This is a genomic window from uncultured Fluviicola sp., assembly GCF_902168135.1.
Classification (GTDB): Bacteria; Bacteroidota; Bacteroidia; order Flavobacteriales_D; family Crocinitomicaceae; genus Fluviicola.
Map to the genome: position 1 here is coordinate 14,759 of NZ_CABHOL010000023.1, position 18,316 is coordinate 33,074.

Sequence of the window (18,316 nt, forward strand, 5' to 3'; positions counted from 1 at the left end):
CGGATAATTGATAATTGATAATTATTTTAATTCATAATTCTATTAATATTTAGCAGCGATCTCTTTCGCAACTTTTCCTAAAAGATCTGTATCAGCATCTTCGTATTTTCCAGCTTTCAAACGAACCAATACATCTGCATGTTTCGCCTCCAGGAAATCCAAATATTCCTTTTCGAAATCTTTTACTTTGTTTACAGGAACATTTTGCATCAATCCTTTTGTACCAACGTAGATGATAGCAATTTGCTTTTCTACCGGGTAAGGATCTCCTTCGCGTTGCTTCAAGATCTCTAAGTTACGCGCTCCTTTGTCCAAAACAGACTTCGTAGCTGCATCCAAATCTGAACCGAACTTCGCGAACGCTTCCAACTCACGGTATTGTGCCTGATCCAATTTCAAAGTACCAGCTACTTTCTTCATGGATTTAATTTGAGCGTTACCTCCTACACGAGATACAGAGATACCTACGTTGATTGCAGGACGGATACCAGCGTTGAACAAGTCATTCTCCAGGAAGATCTGACCGTCAGTAATCGAAATTACGTTTGTAGGAATGTACGCAGATACGTCACCCGCTTGTGTTTCGATAATTGGAAGTGCAGTCAATGAACCTCCTCCTTTAACGATTCCTTTCAAAGATTCCGGAAGGTCATTCATTTGCTTAGCGATGTTATCATCAGCGATGATTTTCGCAGCACGCTCCAACAAACGGGAGTGAAGGTAGAATACGTCACCTGGGTAAGCCTCACGGCCCGGAGGACGACGTAGTAACAAAGATACCTCACGGTAAGCAACTGCCTGCTTGGAAAGGTCATCAAATACGATCAATGCAGGACGTCCTGAATCACGGAAGAACTCACCGATAGCGGCACCAGTCATTGGAGCGTAGAACTGCATTGGAGCCGGATCAGAAGCGTTTGCAGCAACGATTACCGTGTAAGCCATTGCACCTGCATCTTCTAATTTCTTATAGATTCCCGCAACTGTTGAACCTTTTTGTCCTACTGCAACATAGATACAGAAAACAGGTTCTCCGCGGTCATAAAATTCTTTTTGGTTGATGATTGCATCGATCGCAACCGTTGTTTTTCCTGTTTGACGGTCACCAATGATCAACTCACGTTGTCCGCGCCCGATCGGAATCATCGCATCAACTGCTTTGATACCTGTTTGAAGAGGCTCAGTTACCGGCTGACGGAAGATAACTCCCGGAGCTTTACGCTCGATCGGCATTTCATACAACTGGCCTGCGATAGGACCTTTTCCGTCGATTGGGTTACCGATAGTATCCACAACACGACCAACCATTCCTTCACCAACATTTACAGAAGCAATGCGGTTTAAGCGTTTTACAGTATCTCCTTCTTTTACTGCAGAAGAACGACCTAATAATACTACCCCTACGTTATCTTCTTCCAGGTTCAATGCAATTCCCTGCAATCCACCGTCGAATTCAACTAATTCTCCGTACTGAACACCTTTCAATCCGTAAACGCGAGCGATACCATCACCGATCTGTAATACGGTACCTACTTCCTGCAACTCAGCTTCCGAACGGAATCCTGATAATTGCTCTCTTAAAATCGCAGAAACTTCTGCTGGTTTAACATCTGCCATGTCTTTCCTTATTACCTTGTTAAACGTTGTTTCAATTTATTAATTTGCGATGCAACGGATGCATCGATTTGAGTATCGCCCATACGAACGACAAAGCCTCCGATCAGGTCCGTATCAATCTTCTCGGTCAACTCAACAGTTCCTGATATAGAAGCCTGAACTTTGGAAACGATCTCTTTCTTTACTTGTTCATCCAATTTATGTGCGCTGATCAATGTCACCGGAACAATTCCCTGATGCGCTTTCAACAAGCTATCAAAGGACGCAGCGATTTGTGACAAATATGCTTCGCGACCATTCTTCACAATCAGTTCCACGAACATGTTTGTTACTTTATCGAATTGGTCAAAAATTGCATTCAAAACAGCAATCTTCTTATCTGCTTTTACTACCGGGCTTTGAAGCATGTTCTCCAAATCCGGGTTTTCAGCACATACTGTTGCCATGTATTTCATGTCTGCCGCAACTGCATCCACTTTGTTTTGTTCGATCGCAAGATCCAACAAAGCTTGTGCGTAACGGGAAGCTGATTTCGAACTCTTCATTTCTATCGATTAGTTCAAGTTAATATCACCTGCCATTTTCTCAGCCAACGCTTTTTGCTTCTCATCTGAAGACAACTCTCCACGAATGATTTTCTCGGCGATTTCCAATGAAATTGCAGCAACTTGTGTTTTCAATTCAGCAATTGCAGCTGTTTTCTCTGTGTTGATGGTAGCACGAGCCGACTCAACGATTTTGTTTGCTTCAGCTTTCGCAGTATTCTTAGCATCTTCAACCATTTTCACAGCTGTTTCTTTCGCATCTTTCACAATTGCGTCACGCTCAGCACGAGCTTCTTTCAACAAGTTCTCGTTTTGCGCCTGCAAAGCATGCATTTCAGCTTTTGTTTTTTCAGCCAATTCCAATGCATCGGAAATCTTTTGCTCACGTGCATTTACGGAAGCTAAAATCGGTTTCCAAATGAATTTGGTTAAAATAACCAACAACAGAACGAATACTAAACCCGTCCAAAAAAGTAATCCTAAATCTGGTGTAATCAACCCCATCTTATTTCTGTTTTAATTTTTCAATTTTGTAAAAAAGGCTTGCTGCAACCAACCGTTGCAACAAGCTTTTTCAATTACTTCGCGTTTCCTAGTAGACCAACTACTACACCGAAAAGTGCAACACCTTCGATTAACGCTGCTGCGATAATCATAGCTGTTTGAATTTTTCCAGAAGCTTCAGGTTGGCGAGCGATTGCGTCCATTGCTGAACCACCGATTTTACCAATTCCTAATCCTGCACCTAAAACTGCAAGACCTGCTCCGATTGCTGCGATACTTCCGTACATGCTATATGTATTTAAAAAATTACTAATTAATGGTGTGCTTCTTCAACAGCTGCACCGATAAACAATGCCGACAACATGCAGAACAGGAATGCCTGTAAGAATGCTACCAACAACTCCAACACAGAGATGAACAATGCCATAGGAACAGATAAAGCTCCCCAAGCTGCACTCTGGTTAATGAAAATAATCGAAATCAATGCCAGAATAATGATGTGCCCTGCAGAGATATTCGCAAACAAACGAATCATCAATGCGAAAGGCTTAGTCAAAATACCTACCAATTCGATTGGGATCATAATGATCAATAAAGGCTTCGGAACTCCTGGCATTGCGAAGATATGCAACCAGTAATTTTTATTTCCTGAAAACACAGTTACCAACAAGGTACAAACTGCCAAAAACAATGTCACCGTGATATTACCTGTCAAGTTAGCTCCTCCAGGAAGGAATGGAACCAATCCAAGCAAGTTATTAAAGAAAATAAAGAAGAAGATGGTCAATAAATACGGAACGTATTTATGATACTTATGGTGATCAATGTTTGCTTTTGCAATATCGTCACGAACCATTACGATCAATACTTCCAAATATTTTGCCAATCCTTTCGGAGCAACAGGACCGTTTTTCTTGTAGAAACGAGCAACATTACTCATAATCAACAGGATCAATACAGCCCCCATGAATAATGAAAGCACATTTTTTGTAATCGAAAAATCCAAAGGACTTTTCGCCCCATGAACGTGACCGTCTTCGAAAGACAACTCACCGTTTTCCAATTTATAAATCTCTTCATGATACATAGCATATCCTGCTGCAGGACCAACTCCTTTAACATATGCTACTGCTTCATTTGTTTTATGATCTACTGAAGAAGCGTGTTCACCGTGGTAAAAATGCTTGGAAGAAAAAGTTTTCAAACCACCATCTACCAAAATAATCGGAAGGTAAACAGAAACTGAATTGTGATGTCCTCCCCATAAGTGCCATTCGTGCGCATCCGAAATGTGATGCATGATCATTTCTCCTACTTCAAACTCTTCTTCCGGGATTGGCTCTCCAGGATGAAAGGCATAAGTCGGGGTCAAGATGACCATTGCCGCAATTAATGTAAAAAATCGTTTTGCACTGAAAATTAATGACATCGCTTATTAATATTTAGATAAAACCCTAAATTTTGGCGCAAAGGTAGTTAATCTTTCAGAAACACCAAGAAAAAATTGCAAACAAATCTGTTATTTACCCCATTCACGGTAAAGAAGTTCACCCCTGTGAAAAAAAATGATTTTCACAGGCTTGTTTAACGGGTGATTTCTGTTTCAAGGTGTCTCACGCAGATCTCGCAGATTACGCTGATTTTGAACATTTAATACGCGCTTATTTGGATGGACTAGCTCTTACGAACCTTCAGCAACATCCAAAGTGCCTGGGTAAAGAGCATCACGACAAAGAAACTCATGAAGTACCAAACGAATTCTTTGAATGAATCTTTCCAGATGTATTTAACGATCAGCACGAAAAACAAAACGAGGATCATTTGAACAGCTGTTCCGAGAATAAAACGCTGGGCACGTGACTCTGCGGTTGCTTTGGATCCGGACATCATAATCGCTGTGCTTGAGAAAAAGATTCCCAGCAGACCAACTATTCCGGCAATGTGACTCTTTGGAATTTCCCAGTTGTGATTCAATCCTATTAACACCAAATACGTGGCTGCTATCACTACCAAACTCAAAAAGGCTCCCAGGCTTTTACTCATTATCTTTTTCTTTTGACATATCAATTACTTCCTTAATGATAATGTACATAGAAACCACTACTCCGGTCAGGGTGCAGATCAGCGTCCACATGTTTCCTCCCGCATTGAATTTCTTGTCCAGCCATACACCAAGGAAAGCTGTTGCTACGATTGTTCCGGCCATTTGGAATGCAGCGCCGGTAAACCGAACGTAATTCTTTAGCTGTTTTTTCGGCTTATTCTCCCGATTTTCTTCCATGACATTCTTATTTGAATCAATAGTTCTCGTCAAAGAACAACTGGTATTCTTCCAGCTTGTTTGTATCAAATAAGGTAAGCATATTTTTCTCGGAAATGAATAAAATTTTCATTTTTTGCATATCCAGCAAGTGGTTACGCGTGCGTTTGTAGAACGAAACATAAGAAGCTGCCTCGATATCATCCTTGAATTGCTTCACTAAAATCACATTGTCTTCTTTAAACACTTTCGAAGTCACACTTAAACGCAATTTGCCGTAATATTCCTTGTTAAAGTCAACCACTCGTGTTTTTGCCACCACATTATTAATCTTTTCTGTCAGGAAGATCATCACGAACATCGGTTCGCCTTCCTTGTATTCATAGATGCTTTTGTTGGAGAAGTCAACTGCTTCGTTTGTAGAATATCCGTTCAGGATAATCTTTTTCATTTCCAGCGCCTTGTCAGATTCCGGTGTTTTCGGGTAAAGGGCAATCAATGTATCCAAAGTCGGGATGATTGACTTCTTATCTTCTGTCATTTTGGCCTGGGCCATAGCTTTCAGCAACAAATATTTACTTCTGTACGGATTGTCTTTTTCTTCAGCCAATACTTTGTCTGCTTTGGCTACAACCGGATAGTACAATCCTCTTTCGTAACGATCCAAATCCGTTAAGTAAGCTTCCTGCGTCAGTTTTTCGCGCTCCTTTTTCTTCAGGAAGTAATCCGGATCCCGCAGGTAACCTGCATAATCCGATGTCGGATAGTTGATCAGAATGTAATCCTTCTGTTCCACTGCTACCGGATCCTCAGGACTGTGTAAGCTATAAATCTGGTATGCTGCCAACAATTTCATATCGTGGTTAAAATCCTGTCCCAGCATGATACGGTATTGTTTTTCTGCAAGTGCCGATTCATTCAATTGTTCATCGTAGATACCTCCGGCGTCAAAATAAGCATTCATCATTCTGTCACGGGAAGCTGTCAAAGCCGAATCAGAAAGCGGAAGTTTTGCCACCAGCATCTCCGGTGTCAATGAATCTAAGGCAGTTACATCCGAAGATTCGGGTTTATCGGAAATTGCTGTAGAATCTTCCGGATCGACAAAGCTTGCGAACACAATTTTTTCAGATCGGCGCCAATCATCTTCATTGGCACGCTGCCCCCACTGCTTTCTAAATTCTTCCAATCCTTCTGCTTTCGCTTTTTCGTTGTTCCAATAGAATTTATTCCCGCTTCCGTCGGATGATTTTTTGCTCTGGATTTCCTGTAAAGCAGCCAGACGAATGGCGTCTTGTCTTTTACGCTCCTCTTCGTCTTTCTTCATCTTATTGATCACTCCTTCGGCAAAAGCCAGCTGCTCAGACGGAGAAAGCTTAGCAATTCGCTGGATACTATCTTCATAATGAGCGATTTCCAATGCATTTACCAAACTTTGCAATTTGGATGCTTTATTTTTAATTCCTTCGTAATTCGGATATGTTTCCGGAATGACTTTCGCACAACTGTCGTAATATTTCTGTGCACTCAAATAATCTTTTTTGGCAAAGCTCATATCTCCGAGCTTCTCGTAAGCCATCCCTTTTTGGCGGTTATTCGAAGTGGAATAGAACGCTGAACGGGTATAGTTGGTTTTTGCTCCTTCTTCATTCGATTCCTGTTGGTCCATTTTACCCAAAGTGTAATAGATCTGGTCCTTGAATTCGGCATTCTTGGTATCACGAAGCATTTTCTTCAGGCTCTTGCGTACTTTTTCACCCCCTGCATTCAATGCATTCTTCAAATTCGCGTTGAAACTCATTTCATAACCCGCATTGTACTTTTTCACACGACCGTAATGATAAGCAGCTTTCCCCCTGTCCCCGGCATTTTCATACAGCTGACCAAGAATGTAATTGATACGTGCTTTATCGCGTGATTTTTTTGCATATTCCAATGCTTTCGTCAAAGCCTTTATCTCACTTTCCGGATCCTTTTTCTTTTCTGCAAACATGGCCCTGGTAATTGCCAGGTCGTATCTTAGTTTCTTAGGGAAAGGCGGAACTTCTTTATCTTTATTCTTCTTGCTTTTCTTCTTTTTTGACTTCGATGATTTGGAGTTCTTACCGCCTTTAGGCCCTTTCGAATCTCCATTTTCCATCGACTCCTGTGCTTTCTCCAGGTTGGTAATCGCGTAATTGGCTTCCGTAAATTTTCCTTGTGCAATGTAAGTCCTTGCCATCCACATTTCTGCGATGTAGGAAGATTTATCTGCTGAGAAGAATTTCTTGGTGTATTCAAAGTTTTTGAAAGCTAAATCGTAATCCCTTCTGTAATAATTCGCAATCCCGATTGTAATCCAGTTTTCATCGATCCAACGATTGTGTTCTTCTTTTTTGGAGGCCGGTTTTTCCATGGACGGCATTGCGTGGCGCTGAATGACCTTTGTACATTTGGAAATCGCAGTATCGATGGGCGCATACATGTTTTTCACTTCCTCTTCACTAGGCAGCTGAAGGATTGGAAGTACCGAATAATAATCTTCTTTTTGATTTTCCCGATAGGTTTTCATTGCTTCTTCAAGCAAATCGTTTGCATTGAAGTATCCGTTATAATGTGCTGTGGTACCGTGATAAGCCCTGCTAAGCATGGTGTTCTTCTCAGTAGAACATGCCCATACAAGGGAAAGGATCCCTAAATAAACCAAAAAATATATTCTCTTCATTCGAATGAAAAATCTGCGCCGATGTGATTAACGATTAACTAAGAAAAGGCAAATATATTGTTTTGTTTATCAAATCAATTCCAAATCCGGCAATTAGATGGTGGATTCTGGTAAAAAAACAGATTATGAGGTGAGTGTTAGATCTCGGTTTCTGATACACAGCTTTCACAAAAAGACAAATAGACATCCATCTATTTGAGCAGTAGCGACGAGGAATACAGATCAATAAAGTTAAGGTCCCGGATCCGCTTCCTTATCACCATATTTCTGATGAATCTCCAGTATTTGCTTTGCGTCATTGGCATCAATTCCCAAACTATCAGCGATTTCTTTAGCGCGAAGCACCTGGTCGACCGTCAATCCGGTACTATCGGTTTCGTTATGCAGTGCATTTTTCAGAAAAATGGTACTTTCTCCGAGGGCCGGAACAGTTTTGGTTGAAACAGCCTTCACAGGTTCATACAATAAGGAAGATTTCTTTGTTTTAGCAGGAAAAAAATTGCTCTTTTCGTCGTATGATTCTACCAGAACAAGTACAACACTCACAATATAAAGGGATTTGATGGTAGCAAACAAAACTCCCAAAAACTTGTTTAACGGAGAAAGCTGAACGACTTTGATCATCTTCTCGATCATTTTTCCGGCAAAAAAGATCATGGCCCCAACAATCAGGAAGGTAAATGTAAACGCAATAACCGGCAAATATTCCGAATCGATTTCCAGGGATGATTTCAACCAGTTGGCCGTGTAATCTGAAAAATGGATACCGACGTAGATTCCGACTAAAATAGCCAGTAAAGTGAAGAGTTCAATTACGAACCCGTGCTTAAATCCTTTGTATGCACCATAAAGGATCGGAATAAGAATCAGGATGTCCAGGAAATTCATGCATCAAAATTGGGAAATTCCGATGTGGGAAAAATGAATGATTCGGAAAGATACAAACGAACCATTGTTAAACAAGTGGGGGCGCGATTAATCGCGCCCCCACCCAATATTTATCTGGTATTCAATCATCCCATATTGGTGAAAATCTGCTGCACATCATCGTCGTCGTCGAATTTGTCCATCATTTTTTCAATATCAGCCAATTGTTCCTCGGTGAATTCAACCGGTGTTGTCGGGAAACGCTCCAGGTTTGATTTCAACACTGCAATTCCGCGCTCTTCCAAAGCAGAACCGATTGTTCCGAATGCCGTGTAATCACCGTAAATGAAAATGCGGTCATCCGTTACTTCAATTTCCTCGCATCCCGCATCGATCAATTCCAATTCCAGTTCTTCCGGGTCAATTGATCCCGTATTTTCCAATTCGAAAACAGATTTGCGGTTAAACATAAATTCCAACTGTCCGTTCGGAACTACTCCACCACCTGCTTTATTGAAATAAGATTTCACGTTGGCAACAGTACGTGTTGGATTGTCGGTTGCGCACTCCACATAAACCAATACTCCGTGAGGTCCTTTTCCTTCATAATCCACCTGGGTGAAAGAAGCAACATCTTTTTGAGCTGCTCTTTTAATCGCTGCATCAATATTGTCCTTCGGCATATTTTCAGCCTTCGCATTCTGAATAGCCGTACGCAGCTTCGCATTTGTAGCCGGATCCTGCCCGCCTTCTTTTGCTGCCATCGTGATTGCCTTTCCTAGTTTCGGAAATAATTTAGACATTTTGCCCCAACGCTTTTCTTTAGCTGCTCTGCGATATTCAAATGCTCTTCCCATTTCTGTTCTTTTATTATGATCGCAAAAATAATTCTTTAATTGAAAATGTAAAATCGAAAAATTGAAAAGGTGCAATGAATGTTCAAAAGGTTAAACAACTGTTTTGGGTTGCGTTTCCGTCACGACAGACTTCCTTGAACAGCGCTAACGCTTGTTCTTTATCAAAAGCTATGCTTTTTCTTATATTTACAAAATGAAGGTCTTAGTGGTAATTTTTGCAATTTTCAGCTTGCATTCCCTTTCTGTGTATGGCCAGGATGATGTTGTTCGAAGGCCAAAATTCCAGACAAAAACCAGTTTGGTTTATTACTATTTTTGGGAAGAAAATGAAGACGGGACCATTACCGACTCCCGAACATATGCTCCTTTTAGCCTGAACCGAGTGGTGCTGATCGATACCGCCAAATCCAGAAAGAAATGCACTATCAGTGATACTTTATTCATGCAGCAGGTATTGAAAATCGGAAGGAACTACATTCATAAAGATCGATTTACCCAAAAATTATCCGACAATAAGTTCTTCTTTAATTGCACTTACCCGTCTGAACCGCAAACAGTCATTTATATCAAACGAAATCAAAAATGGTACAGCTACAACGCCGGCCTCGTGTTAAATTTCTTTTCCCAGGGAAACAAACTTACTTTCAAGTCCTCCGGAGGAAACCTCTCACTTTTCAACCAAAAAAACATCGAGATTAAAAACAATACTTACCGGGTTGTTTCTTATTACCTGGCCGATAATACCACCGGGGAACGGAAAAAACCAGCTTTTCAGCATGTTTTTGCCTTTACCGGAGATGAACTGAGCCGGGAAATCATTCAGAATCAGCACCCGCAGGCAAAACGTTATTTGGTGTTTGTAAATGGTTACCGTGGACCTAAATACGATAAGAACGAAAGCAGGAATGAGGTTTATATGAATGACCGTACCAACTACTGGTTTAAAATAGACGACCGTTTTATCAAACGCTTAAATCCGGATACCAGCTTTTACCTGGACGGCAGTTTTCCGGTAAGTACTTCAAATCATCAGTCGAAGCTTGGTTTCGGGTGGAGCTTCGTTCGTTCGGTTAATTCGCGGCTTTCAAGCAAAAAGTATAAACGGTTAAACCAGGTTTCGAATCCGGAAGGTTTTGATTACAGATTTTCCCGTGGAGTACTTGTAGGAAAAGCACTTTTAAACCAGATCCGCAATACTCCCAACAGCTATTTGGTAAAAGATACCATAGACGTTGTTTGCCACAGTATGGGCTATGCATATACGCTTGGTTTTCTGGAAACATTGAAAGACGAGGTTGTATTTGGCAAATTGTATTTTCTCGCACCTGAAAATGCCGGTTACAAAGGAATGGACTGGAACCAGTTTGAAGAAGTCTGGCAATACGGTTCGAACCTTGGACAAAAAGATGCTGATCCGCTTTGCTACCAGGATGGCGTTGCGCCACAAGCAACCGTTTGGGGAATTGACAGGCAGCAGTCAAATCACGTGGGAAGAGTCTGTTCGCCGTATAACTGGCCGAATAAGCATTTTGTGCATTCACATATGGTCTATAGCTACGACTGGATCTTTGACCGTATCCAAAAAGGACAGCCAGGATACATTCATTAATTGAAAATGTAAATTGAGTTCCGATAATTATCGGAATGAAAAGTCTTGTCAATTTTACATTCTGCATTTTCAATTCAAGTGTCCTTTAGCAGTAAATACGTAATTTTGTGATTATGGATTATGCATTGGAATTACGTTACCAAAACCTCACCAAGCAATTAGAACCAACTTTCGGACCGGGTATTGACCTTCAGGCGATGCTGTTCTTAATTGGTGTAGAGGAATTGGGCGTCGGATATAAATTATTTAAAAAGCACGAGAAGACAGATTTAATGCACGTTGCAATCTGCACTTTGCTGGAACCTTACGGATATTACGCTTTCAAAGGACGGGATACGGATAATTGGCCGCATTTCGAGTTCCTGAAAGAACTTCCTCCTTTGAGCGAAGAAGAACAACAGGCTTTTATGAAAGAAGCTATTTTGGAATACTTCGAACATCATGGGTATTCAACCAAGCATGTACAGCCTTAATTTAGTGAAGAGGCATTGGTGAATAGGCAATAGTTAAATAATCATCGGAAACCAATCACTATTGCCTAATGCCTAATCACTTATTAACTATATTTGTCCACTTTAAATAAAAACTATGGATTTTTGGGTTCGCGCAGCTCAGCTGATTTTATCACTTTCTCTTCTGATCGTATTACACGAGTTCGGTCATTACTTACCGGCAAAATGGTTCAACACCAAGGTGGAGAAGTTTTACCTGTTCTTTAATCCTTATTTCTCGGTTTTCAAGAAAAAGATCGGAGAAACGGAATGGGGATTGGGTTGGATTCCGCTGGGTGGTTATGTGAAAATTGCCGGAATGGTAGATGAATCCATGGATAAAGAGCAGTTGGCACAACCGCCGCAACCCTGGGAATTCCGTTCGAAGCCGGCCTGGCAGCGTTTGATTATTATGCTTGGAGGAATAATCGTGAACGTGATCGTATGTTTCGCGATTTACATCATGGTATTGGCTGTTTGGGGCGAAGAAAAGATCGACCAGAACAAAATGGTAAATGGAATGGCTATTCATCCTTACATGGAGCAGTTCGGTTTTCAACAAGGTGACCGCGTTTTAACGGTCGATGGAAAAAAACTGGACGAGTTACAGCAATTGGGCGGAGAGATCCTGATCTTCAATATGCGTCATTTCAAAGTAATACACCCCGACGGAAAAATTGAAACAATTGTTCTTCCGGAAGATATCGGTGACAAAATGTGGGAAAATGGTGCGGAAAAAGGAACTTTCGACTTCAGAAGGTTCATGGGTGCTACAGATTCCGTTGTTCCGAAAAGTACAGCTGCAAGAATCGGGATGAAAAAAGGAGACCAAATCTTAAAGGTAAACGGGAAAAATATCAATTTTCACGATGAATTGACTTCCCAATTGTATCACAACAAAGGTAAAAAAGCGCACCTAACCATTTTAAGAGATGGAAAGGAAATCGAAAAAGAAGCATTTATCGGACAGGATGGTATGCTGGGATTAAATTATAAGAATCTGAAGCTGAGTACCGATACCAGTGCTTTTTACACTCAGAATTATTCTTTCGGAGAAGCATTTGTTTCCGGTTTCGGAAAGGGACTTAGAACGATGTATATGAACGTGGCGCAATTCAAATATGTTGCAACCAAAAAAGGAGCCAGTTCAATCGGTGGTGTAGGTTCAATCGGGAAACTGTTCCCGGCAACCTGGAACTGGCAGGCATTCTGGACCCTTACCGCATTCCTTTCCATGATGCTGGCAATTATGAACCTGCTTCCTATTCCGGCATTGGATGGAGGACATGTCATGTTCCTGTTGTATGAGATGATTACGGGTCGTGCTCCGGGACAGAAATTCATGGAATATGCCCAATATGTAGGATTCTTCTTGCTGCTTGGTTTAATTCTTTATGCAAACGGAAAAGATTTGATAATGGCTATTACGGGATAAAGAACTGTTCAAAAAGTTCAAAGGTTCAATTTTGAACGATTGAAAGTATGAACCTTTTTCAACTCTTTAACAACTAAAATTCACGAAATACATAAAAGGTGGCATAAGTCTAAAGATTTATGCCATTTTTGTAAAAAAGAAATCACCCTGATCCCGCACGTGCAGGACAGGATAAAAAAAAGCGACATGAAACATTTACTATTATCAATTTTATTTCTTGCTGTAGTAGGAACTTCTATAGCACAACAAAAAACGGGTCAGATTTCCTATTCGATGGATTTTGCCAGCGATAATCCCGATATGGCAATGGCACTACCTATGATGCAAGGTTCAACCATGGAAATGTACTTCATGCCTAATAAATCCAAAATCGACATGACAATGGGAACGTTCATGAAAATGAATACGGTTGCTGATACAAAAGCAAACAAAGGATTGATGTTGATGGAAATCATGGGTAATAAAACAGCTACTGAATTGGATCTTTCCAAAACGGACAAGGAAGAAAAAGCAGAGCCTACTATTGAAGTAACTACCGAGACAAAAGAGATTGTTGGTTACAAATGCACGAAAACAATTGTGCGTGATGCAGATGGAAACGAAGCTATCATGTGGATTGCAAGCGATCTGCAAGCTTCATTGAAGGGGCAGCAACAGTTCGGGAACAGTAAAGTAAACGGAGTTCCTTTGGAATTCTCTACAGTTAACAATGGAATGACTATTCACTTCATTGCTACGAAGTTTTCAAAGAAAGTGGATAAAAAAGCATTCAGCCTAAAGATCCCGGAAGGATATACTACAGTAACCGAAGATGATTTGAAGAATATGGGTGGTGGAATGTAAATTCCAAAATCACTAAAAAAACAAACCCCGACATTTATCGTCGGGGTTTTTTAGTATCAGATATTTTTCAGCTTGATAAACTTTCTGGTAAATGTTCCGGAATTCTTATGCACGGTAACAATGTAGTTCCCGGATGGTGTTCCATCCATATAGATAGGGACCAAATGCTCTCCCGGTTGGAATTCTTTTGAGCAGACTTCGCTGATCAATGTACCTGCAGTATCGTAAACACGAATGGTTACACGTTCTCCGGCACATTTAAATTTCAGGGTAGTTTGGTCCACACATGGATTCGGGAATATCAACACATCATTTTCCATTGATTGCTCGTTCACTCCTAAATTGCATGAATCCAACACAGAAATGAAATTGATGGTTTGTTCGAACATTCCCTGGATGTCGGCAACGTCTGCCTCAAACCAATCTCTTAAAATCGAAGCATAAATGTCTCTAAAGTCGATTTGCATCGGTACCCCTGCCTGGTCGGTAATCGTATTTGGAATAACCGGATTCGGGCCAATGATACCACTGCTGATACACGCACCGAAAAGGAACAATGGTGCCGCATCCCCGTGATCAGTACCATCACTCGCATTGGAAGCAATTTGTCTTCCGAATTCCGAGAAAGTCATTCCCGCAACCCTGTTTTCAAGCCCCAACAGGCTTAAATCGTTTTGGAAAGCAGCAACTGCGGTGGATACACGGGAAAGCAAATTTGCATGCACGCCGGTTGCCGGAGCTCCGTCCACGACCTGGGCATCGTGGGTGTCAAAACCGTTTACATTGACAATGTAGATTTTCGTTTTCAAACCTCCGGAGATCATTTGAGCAATGTATTTGAGGTTTTTCGAGATCTCATCATTGGGATCATACATGGTTGAAAGTGAATTCCCGGCATTTGCTGCTGCATTCACCTGTGCTCCGTAAGCATTTGCCTGCATGATCAGGGTAGACAAGTATTCCATGTGGGCGCCATAATAGGTCCCGTCATTTACTTGTCCCGTTTCAACCAGGTTATAACTGTCGAACGGATTATTGATAGCAACGGAAAAGTTAGCTGCTAATCCCTGGCAGGTTGCGGATACTTCGTAACCCATACTGATGGCAAACGGATCCGGGTTAGCAGTATCCGGATAGTCATCCGGGAAGTTGGGGAATTCATGGTCCAGGTACCTTCCGAGCCAGCCACGTGTGGCATTTTGGTCCAGCATACCGGAAGTCCAGATATCCATCGATCTGAAATGTGAACGGTTTTGTTCCGGATATCCCACATTCTGAATAATGGATAAACGCTCGTTATCAAACATATCCCGCATTCCTGACATAGCAGGATGCAGTGCATTGGTCGGCGTAATTGTCAGCAATTGATTCTGTGGAATCAGGATATTCGGACGTTGAATTGCCAGGTTGGCATATTGGTCCAGGGGAACCAAAGTCCCCAATCCATCATTTCCACCATTTAAACGAATAATTACCAGAACCCGGTCTTCCGCAGCTCTGGATGACTTAAACAGGTCCTCGGTAACAGCTCCGAATTTAAAGTTCTTTAAAACCAGTGGTGCTCCAATAGATGAAAGCGCGACCGACTGTACAAAATTTCTTCTTTTCATAGTTTCTGATTTTGGTCTACACTTACATTACTTGAGATTCAGGAAGCTGGAACAACCTGTAAAGCACCAGTTCTACCCGTTGGCGGACCGGACCGCTTACTGTTGTATTTCCGGGATCTGCTAAATAATCATTGTATTGGATTGTCCATTCAAAATCAGGCTGTCCGTTGGTCAAAATGGATTTCAAAACCGCTTTTTCTATCACAGAAACGCCTTTGCAGGTGAAAACGGTCAGAATGTCCTCTATTACCTGGGGAGCGCTGGAAGGTATGCTCAAATTATCCAGGAAATTTAGTGTATTGATCTTAAATGAATTCCCATTCACCACTATTCCATTTGTAAGTGTCATCAATGCACTTAAATCAAAACGCAATTTCAACAAACTTGAATTTGCCCATAATCGGGAGAAAGCCGGAGTTTGATAATAGGCTGTCCAACCGCCGACGCTCGGAGTTCTTAAGTATTCCATTCCCATCACCTGGGACAAGTAATAAAGGTTCAGGTAAATTTCATAATTAACCGGAACAGAATAGTTCGGAACCGAACCGGAAGCATTGAGCATTGTGAACAATAATTCCAATGGATTTTTAATAATAGCTCCGCGCACAGAGATATCGTAAAAATGTTCACTTTTCAGCAATTCCTCTATGACCGGCATGACTTCAAAATTATTGGAAGTCAGCGTAGCAGCCATATCCGTAATAACGGTACTTTCCACACTCGGTGTCAGGTCGTAATTAACAAACCAGCGGTAAATCTTCCGGCATAGGTACTTAGCCATATCCGGCTGGCTGAAAATAATATCGACATAGTTGGCATATTCGGTATTTCCGGAATCAGGAACCACTGCCGAACCGAAATAAGCGCTCAGGGTCTTGCTCGATGTATCGTGGAGAATCGGGTAAAACACACTGGAAGGCTGACTGGCAGAAGTACTGTACAGGTCCGTAACCGTCCACCCTGTTAAAATTTTTGCACCGGCAGCAACATCTGCTTCGGTATAGTTGGTATAATCACCCGTTCCGACCTGCGGGCCTTTCCCCACTGTAAACAATTCCAAAAGCTCACGCGCATAGTTCTCATTCGGAGAGAACTGATTATTTGTTGCACCATTGAGGAATAAAAGCATCATCGGATCGATGGTCATGTCTTTTACCAGCTGTTTAAAGTTCCCCAGGCAATTCAAGCGGTACTTTTCATGCATTCCATAAACCGCTTTCGCCTCGTTGGTACCGTCCACTCCAAAATGGTTGTCCCAAAACAAACACATTTTCTCCTGGATACTAACCGTGGGTTGGTTAATCCGCTGCATGAACCATGCTCCCAGCGAGTATAAACGTGCGTTATTCGTTGGTCCGGGATTCGCCGGATAAACATCATTGATCCACGTTGAACCGATTGTTGTAACTGCTTCGTCGGGGTGGAAAGCCAAGGGTGGTGAAACACTCGGAAGTGTCAATAATTGAGTAACAGTTGCATTCATCCCGTTTGTTACAGCTTGTGTAATCTGGGTGAGAGTAGCACCAAACATGGTCCTGCGCAATAAATGTGCAGCTTCTGCCTTTGTCCAGGCACCGGTGTATGGCGTTAAACTCAGTGAAATGGGCTCCTGTACGTTTTCTTCAGGAATCATAATAGTACGTTTTAGCGAAGGGAATTTAGTATAAAAAGCCGGAACGGACAAGCTAAATTGTTCATCTTGTGATTTTCAACTAGTTTGTCGGATATTGACCCGGAACTCAACACTATCTATCAATATTTGACCAGTTGAATAGTGCGGGTATTTCCCGTTTCATCCGAAACATTCACCAGGTAATTTCCGGACTGCCATTCCTGAGCGGTTAATACCGTAATTCCATTTTCCAGGCTGCCTTCTGTTATGCGTCGTCCTGACAAATCATACACTGCATAAGTTCCTTTTACTTCACTTCGAATGGTGAACGAATTGTTGGAAGGATTCGGATAAATCAGGACTGAAGACATTGCAAGCTCATGCAATTTCAAAGCACAATTATTGAGTGCATCAAATGTGGGATCGGCAAATGTAAATGTTCCTCCGTCGGGGCATCTTGCATAGGAAACATCCTGTGACTGCTGCCCGAAATCTACCTGGTCATAGATCATAGTTCCATCCGAAAGAATGAGTGATTCACCGGCTGAGCTGAGTTTAAAATTCGCATGCAATCCGCTTTGTTCCGAATCATTATCCGTCCATATAATCAGTACATCGTTTGCATTTACAGCCGTTCCAAGCGGGATTTGCCATTTCATCAGATTCGAAATATCATCCGAAAGATACAATCCCGAAAGATCTTTTGCTGTTGAGGTATGATTGTATAATTCAACCCAGTCATCGTTTTCACCGTTTGAATCGTATGCTGTTAAACCGTTATCAGCCATCAGCTCATTGATTACAATATCCCCGGAAGCTGGCAAAACTATCGCAATATTCACCGAATGAAATTCGTGCTCAGCACGAGCAGGACTAAAAATACCTGCATTTGTATTTTCAGCATAGATGTAGTATTCCATCACAATTCCATTTAGTACCACATCAGCTCCGTATACATGATCGCCGGCTGATCCGTCATTGTGCATTCCGTCATCGAACATTTGAATGCGGTTAAAGCGCAAAGGATGCTCCAGGCGATATCCCAGGAAAACACTTGTTTCATTCGAACAAACTGCTGTAACAGTTATCGTTTCGCCATAGTTCGGGCTATTATTACTTACTGCATGAGATGAAATTGCAGGAGCTGCTAACAGGTAGTCTGAATTTGACTGAAAGAATGACACGCGTGATGCCATCAGTTGCTGGATTCCAGGAATGGATGATCCACCTCCCGGTCCGCCGCCGCCTGTTACAGCGGTTGTCATTCCATTTTGGAATTGTGTATAAGTATAAAACTTGTAAGGATCAGCCTGCACCTGTCTCTTATACACATCTGACGCTGCCGACGAAGAGGATAGTGTA

The 18,316-nt window shown here is 41.7% G+C and carries 16 protein-coding genes; 4 read left to right on the forward strand and 12 right to left on the reverse strand.

Annotated elements, in window-relative coordinates; translation table 11 throughout:
- Window positions 1–42: 42 nt before the first annotated feature.
- The 10 genes from atpA to QZT69_RS09360 all read right to left on the reverse strand — a co-directional run bounded on the left by atpA (window position 43) and on the right by QZT69_RS09360 (window position 9,354).
- The gene (gene atpA / locus QZT69_RS09315) at window positions 43–1,617 is read right to left on the reverse strand and encodes a F0F1 ATP synthase subunit alpha (protein ID WP_294673375.1); all 1,575 of its coding nucleotides are present in this window, start codon (window positions 1,615–1,617) and stop codon (window positions 43–45) included.
- A gap of 11 nt (window positions 1,618–1,628) precedes the next feature.
- Window positions 1,629–2,162, reverse strand: coding sequence for an ATP synthase F1 subunit delta (atpH, locus tag QZT69_RS09320; RefSeq protein ID WP_294673377.1), 534 nt, complete (start codon window positions 2,160–2,162; stop codon window positions 1,629–1,631).
- 9 nt (window positions 2,163–2,171) lie between these two features.
- Complete coding sequence (locus QZT69_RS09325; RefSeq protein WP_294673379.1) at window positions 2,172–2,666, reverse strand: F0F1 ATP synthase subunit B; 495 nt, start codon at window positions 2,664–2,666, stop codon at window positions 2,172–2,174.
- Between the two features lie 74 nt (window positions 2,667–2,740).
- Window positions 2,741–2,953, reverse strand: coding sequence for an ATP synthase F0 subunit C (gene atpE / locus QZT69_RS09330; RefSeq protein WP_124747783.1), 213 nt, complete (start codon window positions 2,951–2,953; stop codon window positions 2,741–2,743).
- Between the two features lie 26 nt (window positions 2,954–2,979).
- On the reverse strand, window positions 2,980–4,095 hold the full coding sequence (gene atpB, locus QZT69_RS09335) for a F0F1 ATP synthase subunit A (RefSeq protein WP_294673382.1): 1,116 nt from the start codon (window positions 4,093–4,095) through the stop codon (window positions 2,980–2,982).
- Between the two features lie 245 nt (window positions 4,096–4,340).
- Window positions 4,341–4,709, reverse strand: coding sequence for a hypothetical protein (locus QZT69_RS09340; protein WP_294673384.1), 369 nt, complete (start codon window positions 4,707–4,709; stop codon window positions 4,341–4,343).
- On the reverse strand, window positions 4,702–4,947 hold the full coding sequence (locus tag QZT69_RS09345; protein WP_294673386.1) for an AtpZ/AtpI family protein: 246 nt from the start codon (window positions 4,945–4,947) through the stop codon (window positions 4,702–4,704). Before QZT69_RS09345 ends, QZT69_RS09340 begins: the two co-directional genes overlap by 8 nt.
- 16 nt (window positions 4,948–4,963) lie before the next feature.
- Window positions 4,964–7,630 carry a hypothetical protein gene (locus QZT69_RS09350; RefSeq protein ID WP_294673388.1) on the reverse strand — a complete coding sequence of 889 codons (2,667 nt, stop codon included), beginning with the start codon at window positions 7,628–7,630 and terminating at the stop codon, window positions 4,964–4,966.
- Between the two features lie 231 nt (window positions 7,631–7,861).
- On the reverse strand, window positions 7,862–8,518 hold the full coding sequence (locus tag QZT69_RS09355) for a CvpA family protein (RefSeq protein ID WP_294673390.1): 657 nt from the start codon (window positions 8,516–8,518) through the stop codon (window positions 7,862–7,864).
- Window positions 8,519–8,643: 125 nt separating this feature from the next.
- A complete protein-coding gene (locus tag QZT69_RS09360) occupies window positions 8,644–9,354 on the reverse strand; it encodes a YebC/PmpR family DNA-binding transcriptional regulator (RefSeq protein ID WP_294673392.1) in 711 nt (236 codons plus the stop codon).
- Between the two features lie 193 nt (window positions 9,355–9,547).
- Between QZT69_RS09360 and QZT69_RS09365 the strand changes: the two genes are divergently transcribed.
- The 4 genes from QZT69_RS09365 (at window position 9,548) to QZT69_RS09380 (ending at window position 13,732) form a co-directional block, all read left to right on the forward strand.
- On the forward strand, window positions 9,548–10,963 hold the full coding sequence (locus tag QZT69_RS09365) for a hypothetical protein (RefSeq protein WP_294673394.1): 1,416 nt from the start codon (window positions 9,548–9,550) through the stop codon (window positions 10,961–10,963).
- Between the two features lie 113 nt (window positions 10,964–11,076).
- The gene (locus QZT69_RS09370) at window positions 11,077–11,436 is read left to right on the forward strand and encodes a hypothetical protein (protein ID WP_294673395.1); all 360 of its coding nucleotides are present in this window, start codon (window positions 11,077–11,079) and stop codon (window positions 11,434–11,436) included.
- A 115-nt stretch (window positions 11,437–11,551) separates the two neighbouring features.
- Window positions 11,552–12,889 (forward strand): RIP metalloprotease RseP, encoded by a 1,338-nt coding sequence (rseP, locus tag QZT69_RS09375; RefSeq protein WP_294673397.1) that lies wholly within the window; start codon window positions 11,552–11,554, stop codon window positions 12,887–12,889.
- 186 nt (window positions 12,890–13,075) lie between these two features.
- The gene (locus tag QZT69_RS09380; RefSeq protein WP_294673399.1) at window positions 13,076–13,732 is read left to right on the forward strand and encodes a hypothetical protein; all 657 of its coding nucleotides are present in this window, start codon (window positions 13,076–13,078) and stop codon (window positions 13,730–13,732) included.
- 56 nt (window positions 13,733–13,788) lie between these two features.
- On the opposite strand, the gene QZT69_RS09385 is transcribed toward QZT69_RS09380, so the two are convergent.
- Both QZT69_RS09385 and QZT69_RS09390 read right to left on the reverse strand, forming a co-directional pair.
- Window positions 13,789–15,342: a DUF1501 domain-containing protein gene (locus QZT69_RS09385; protein ID WP_294673401.1), complete on the reverse strand. Its 1,554-nt coding sequence runs from the start codon at window positions 15,340–15,342 to the stop codon at window positions 13,789–13,791.
- 22 nt (window positions 15,343–15,364) lie between these two features.
- On the reverse strand, window positions 15,365–16,975 hold the full coding sequence (locus QZT69_RS09390; protein WP_294673402.1) for a DUF1800 family protein: 1,611 nt from the start codon (window positions 16,973–16,975) through the stop codon (window positions 15,365–15,367).
- Window positions 16,976–18,316 lie beyond the last annotated feature (1,341 nt).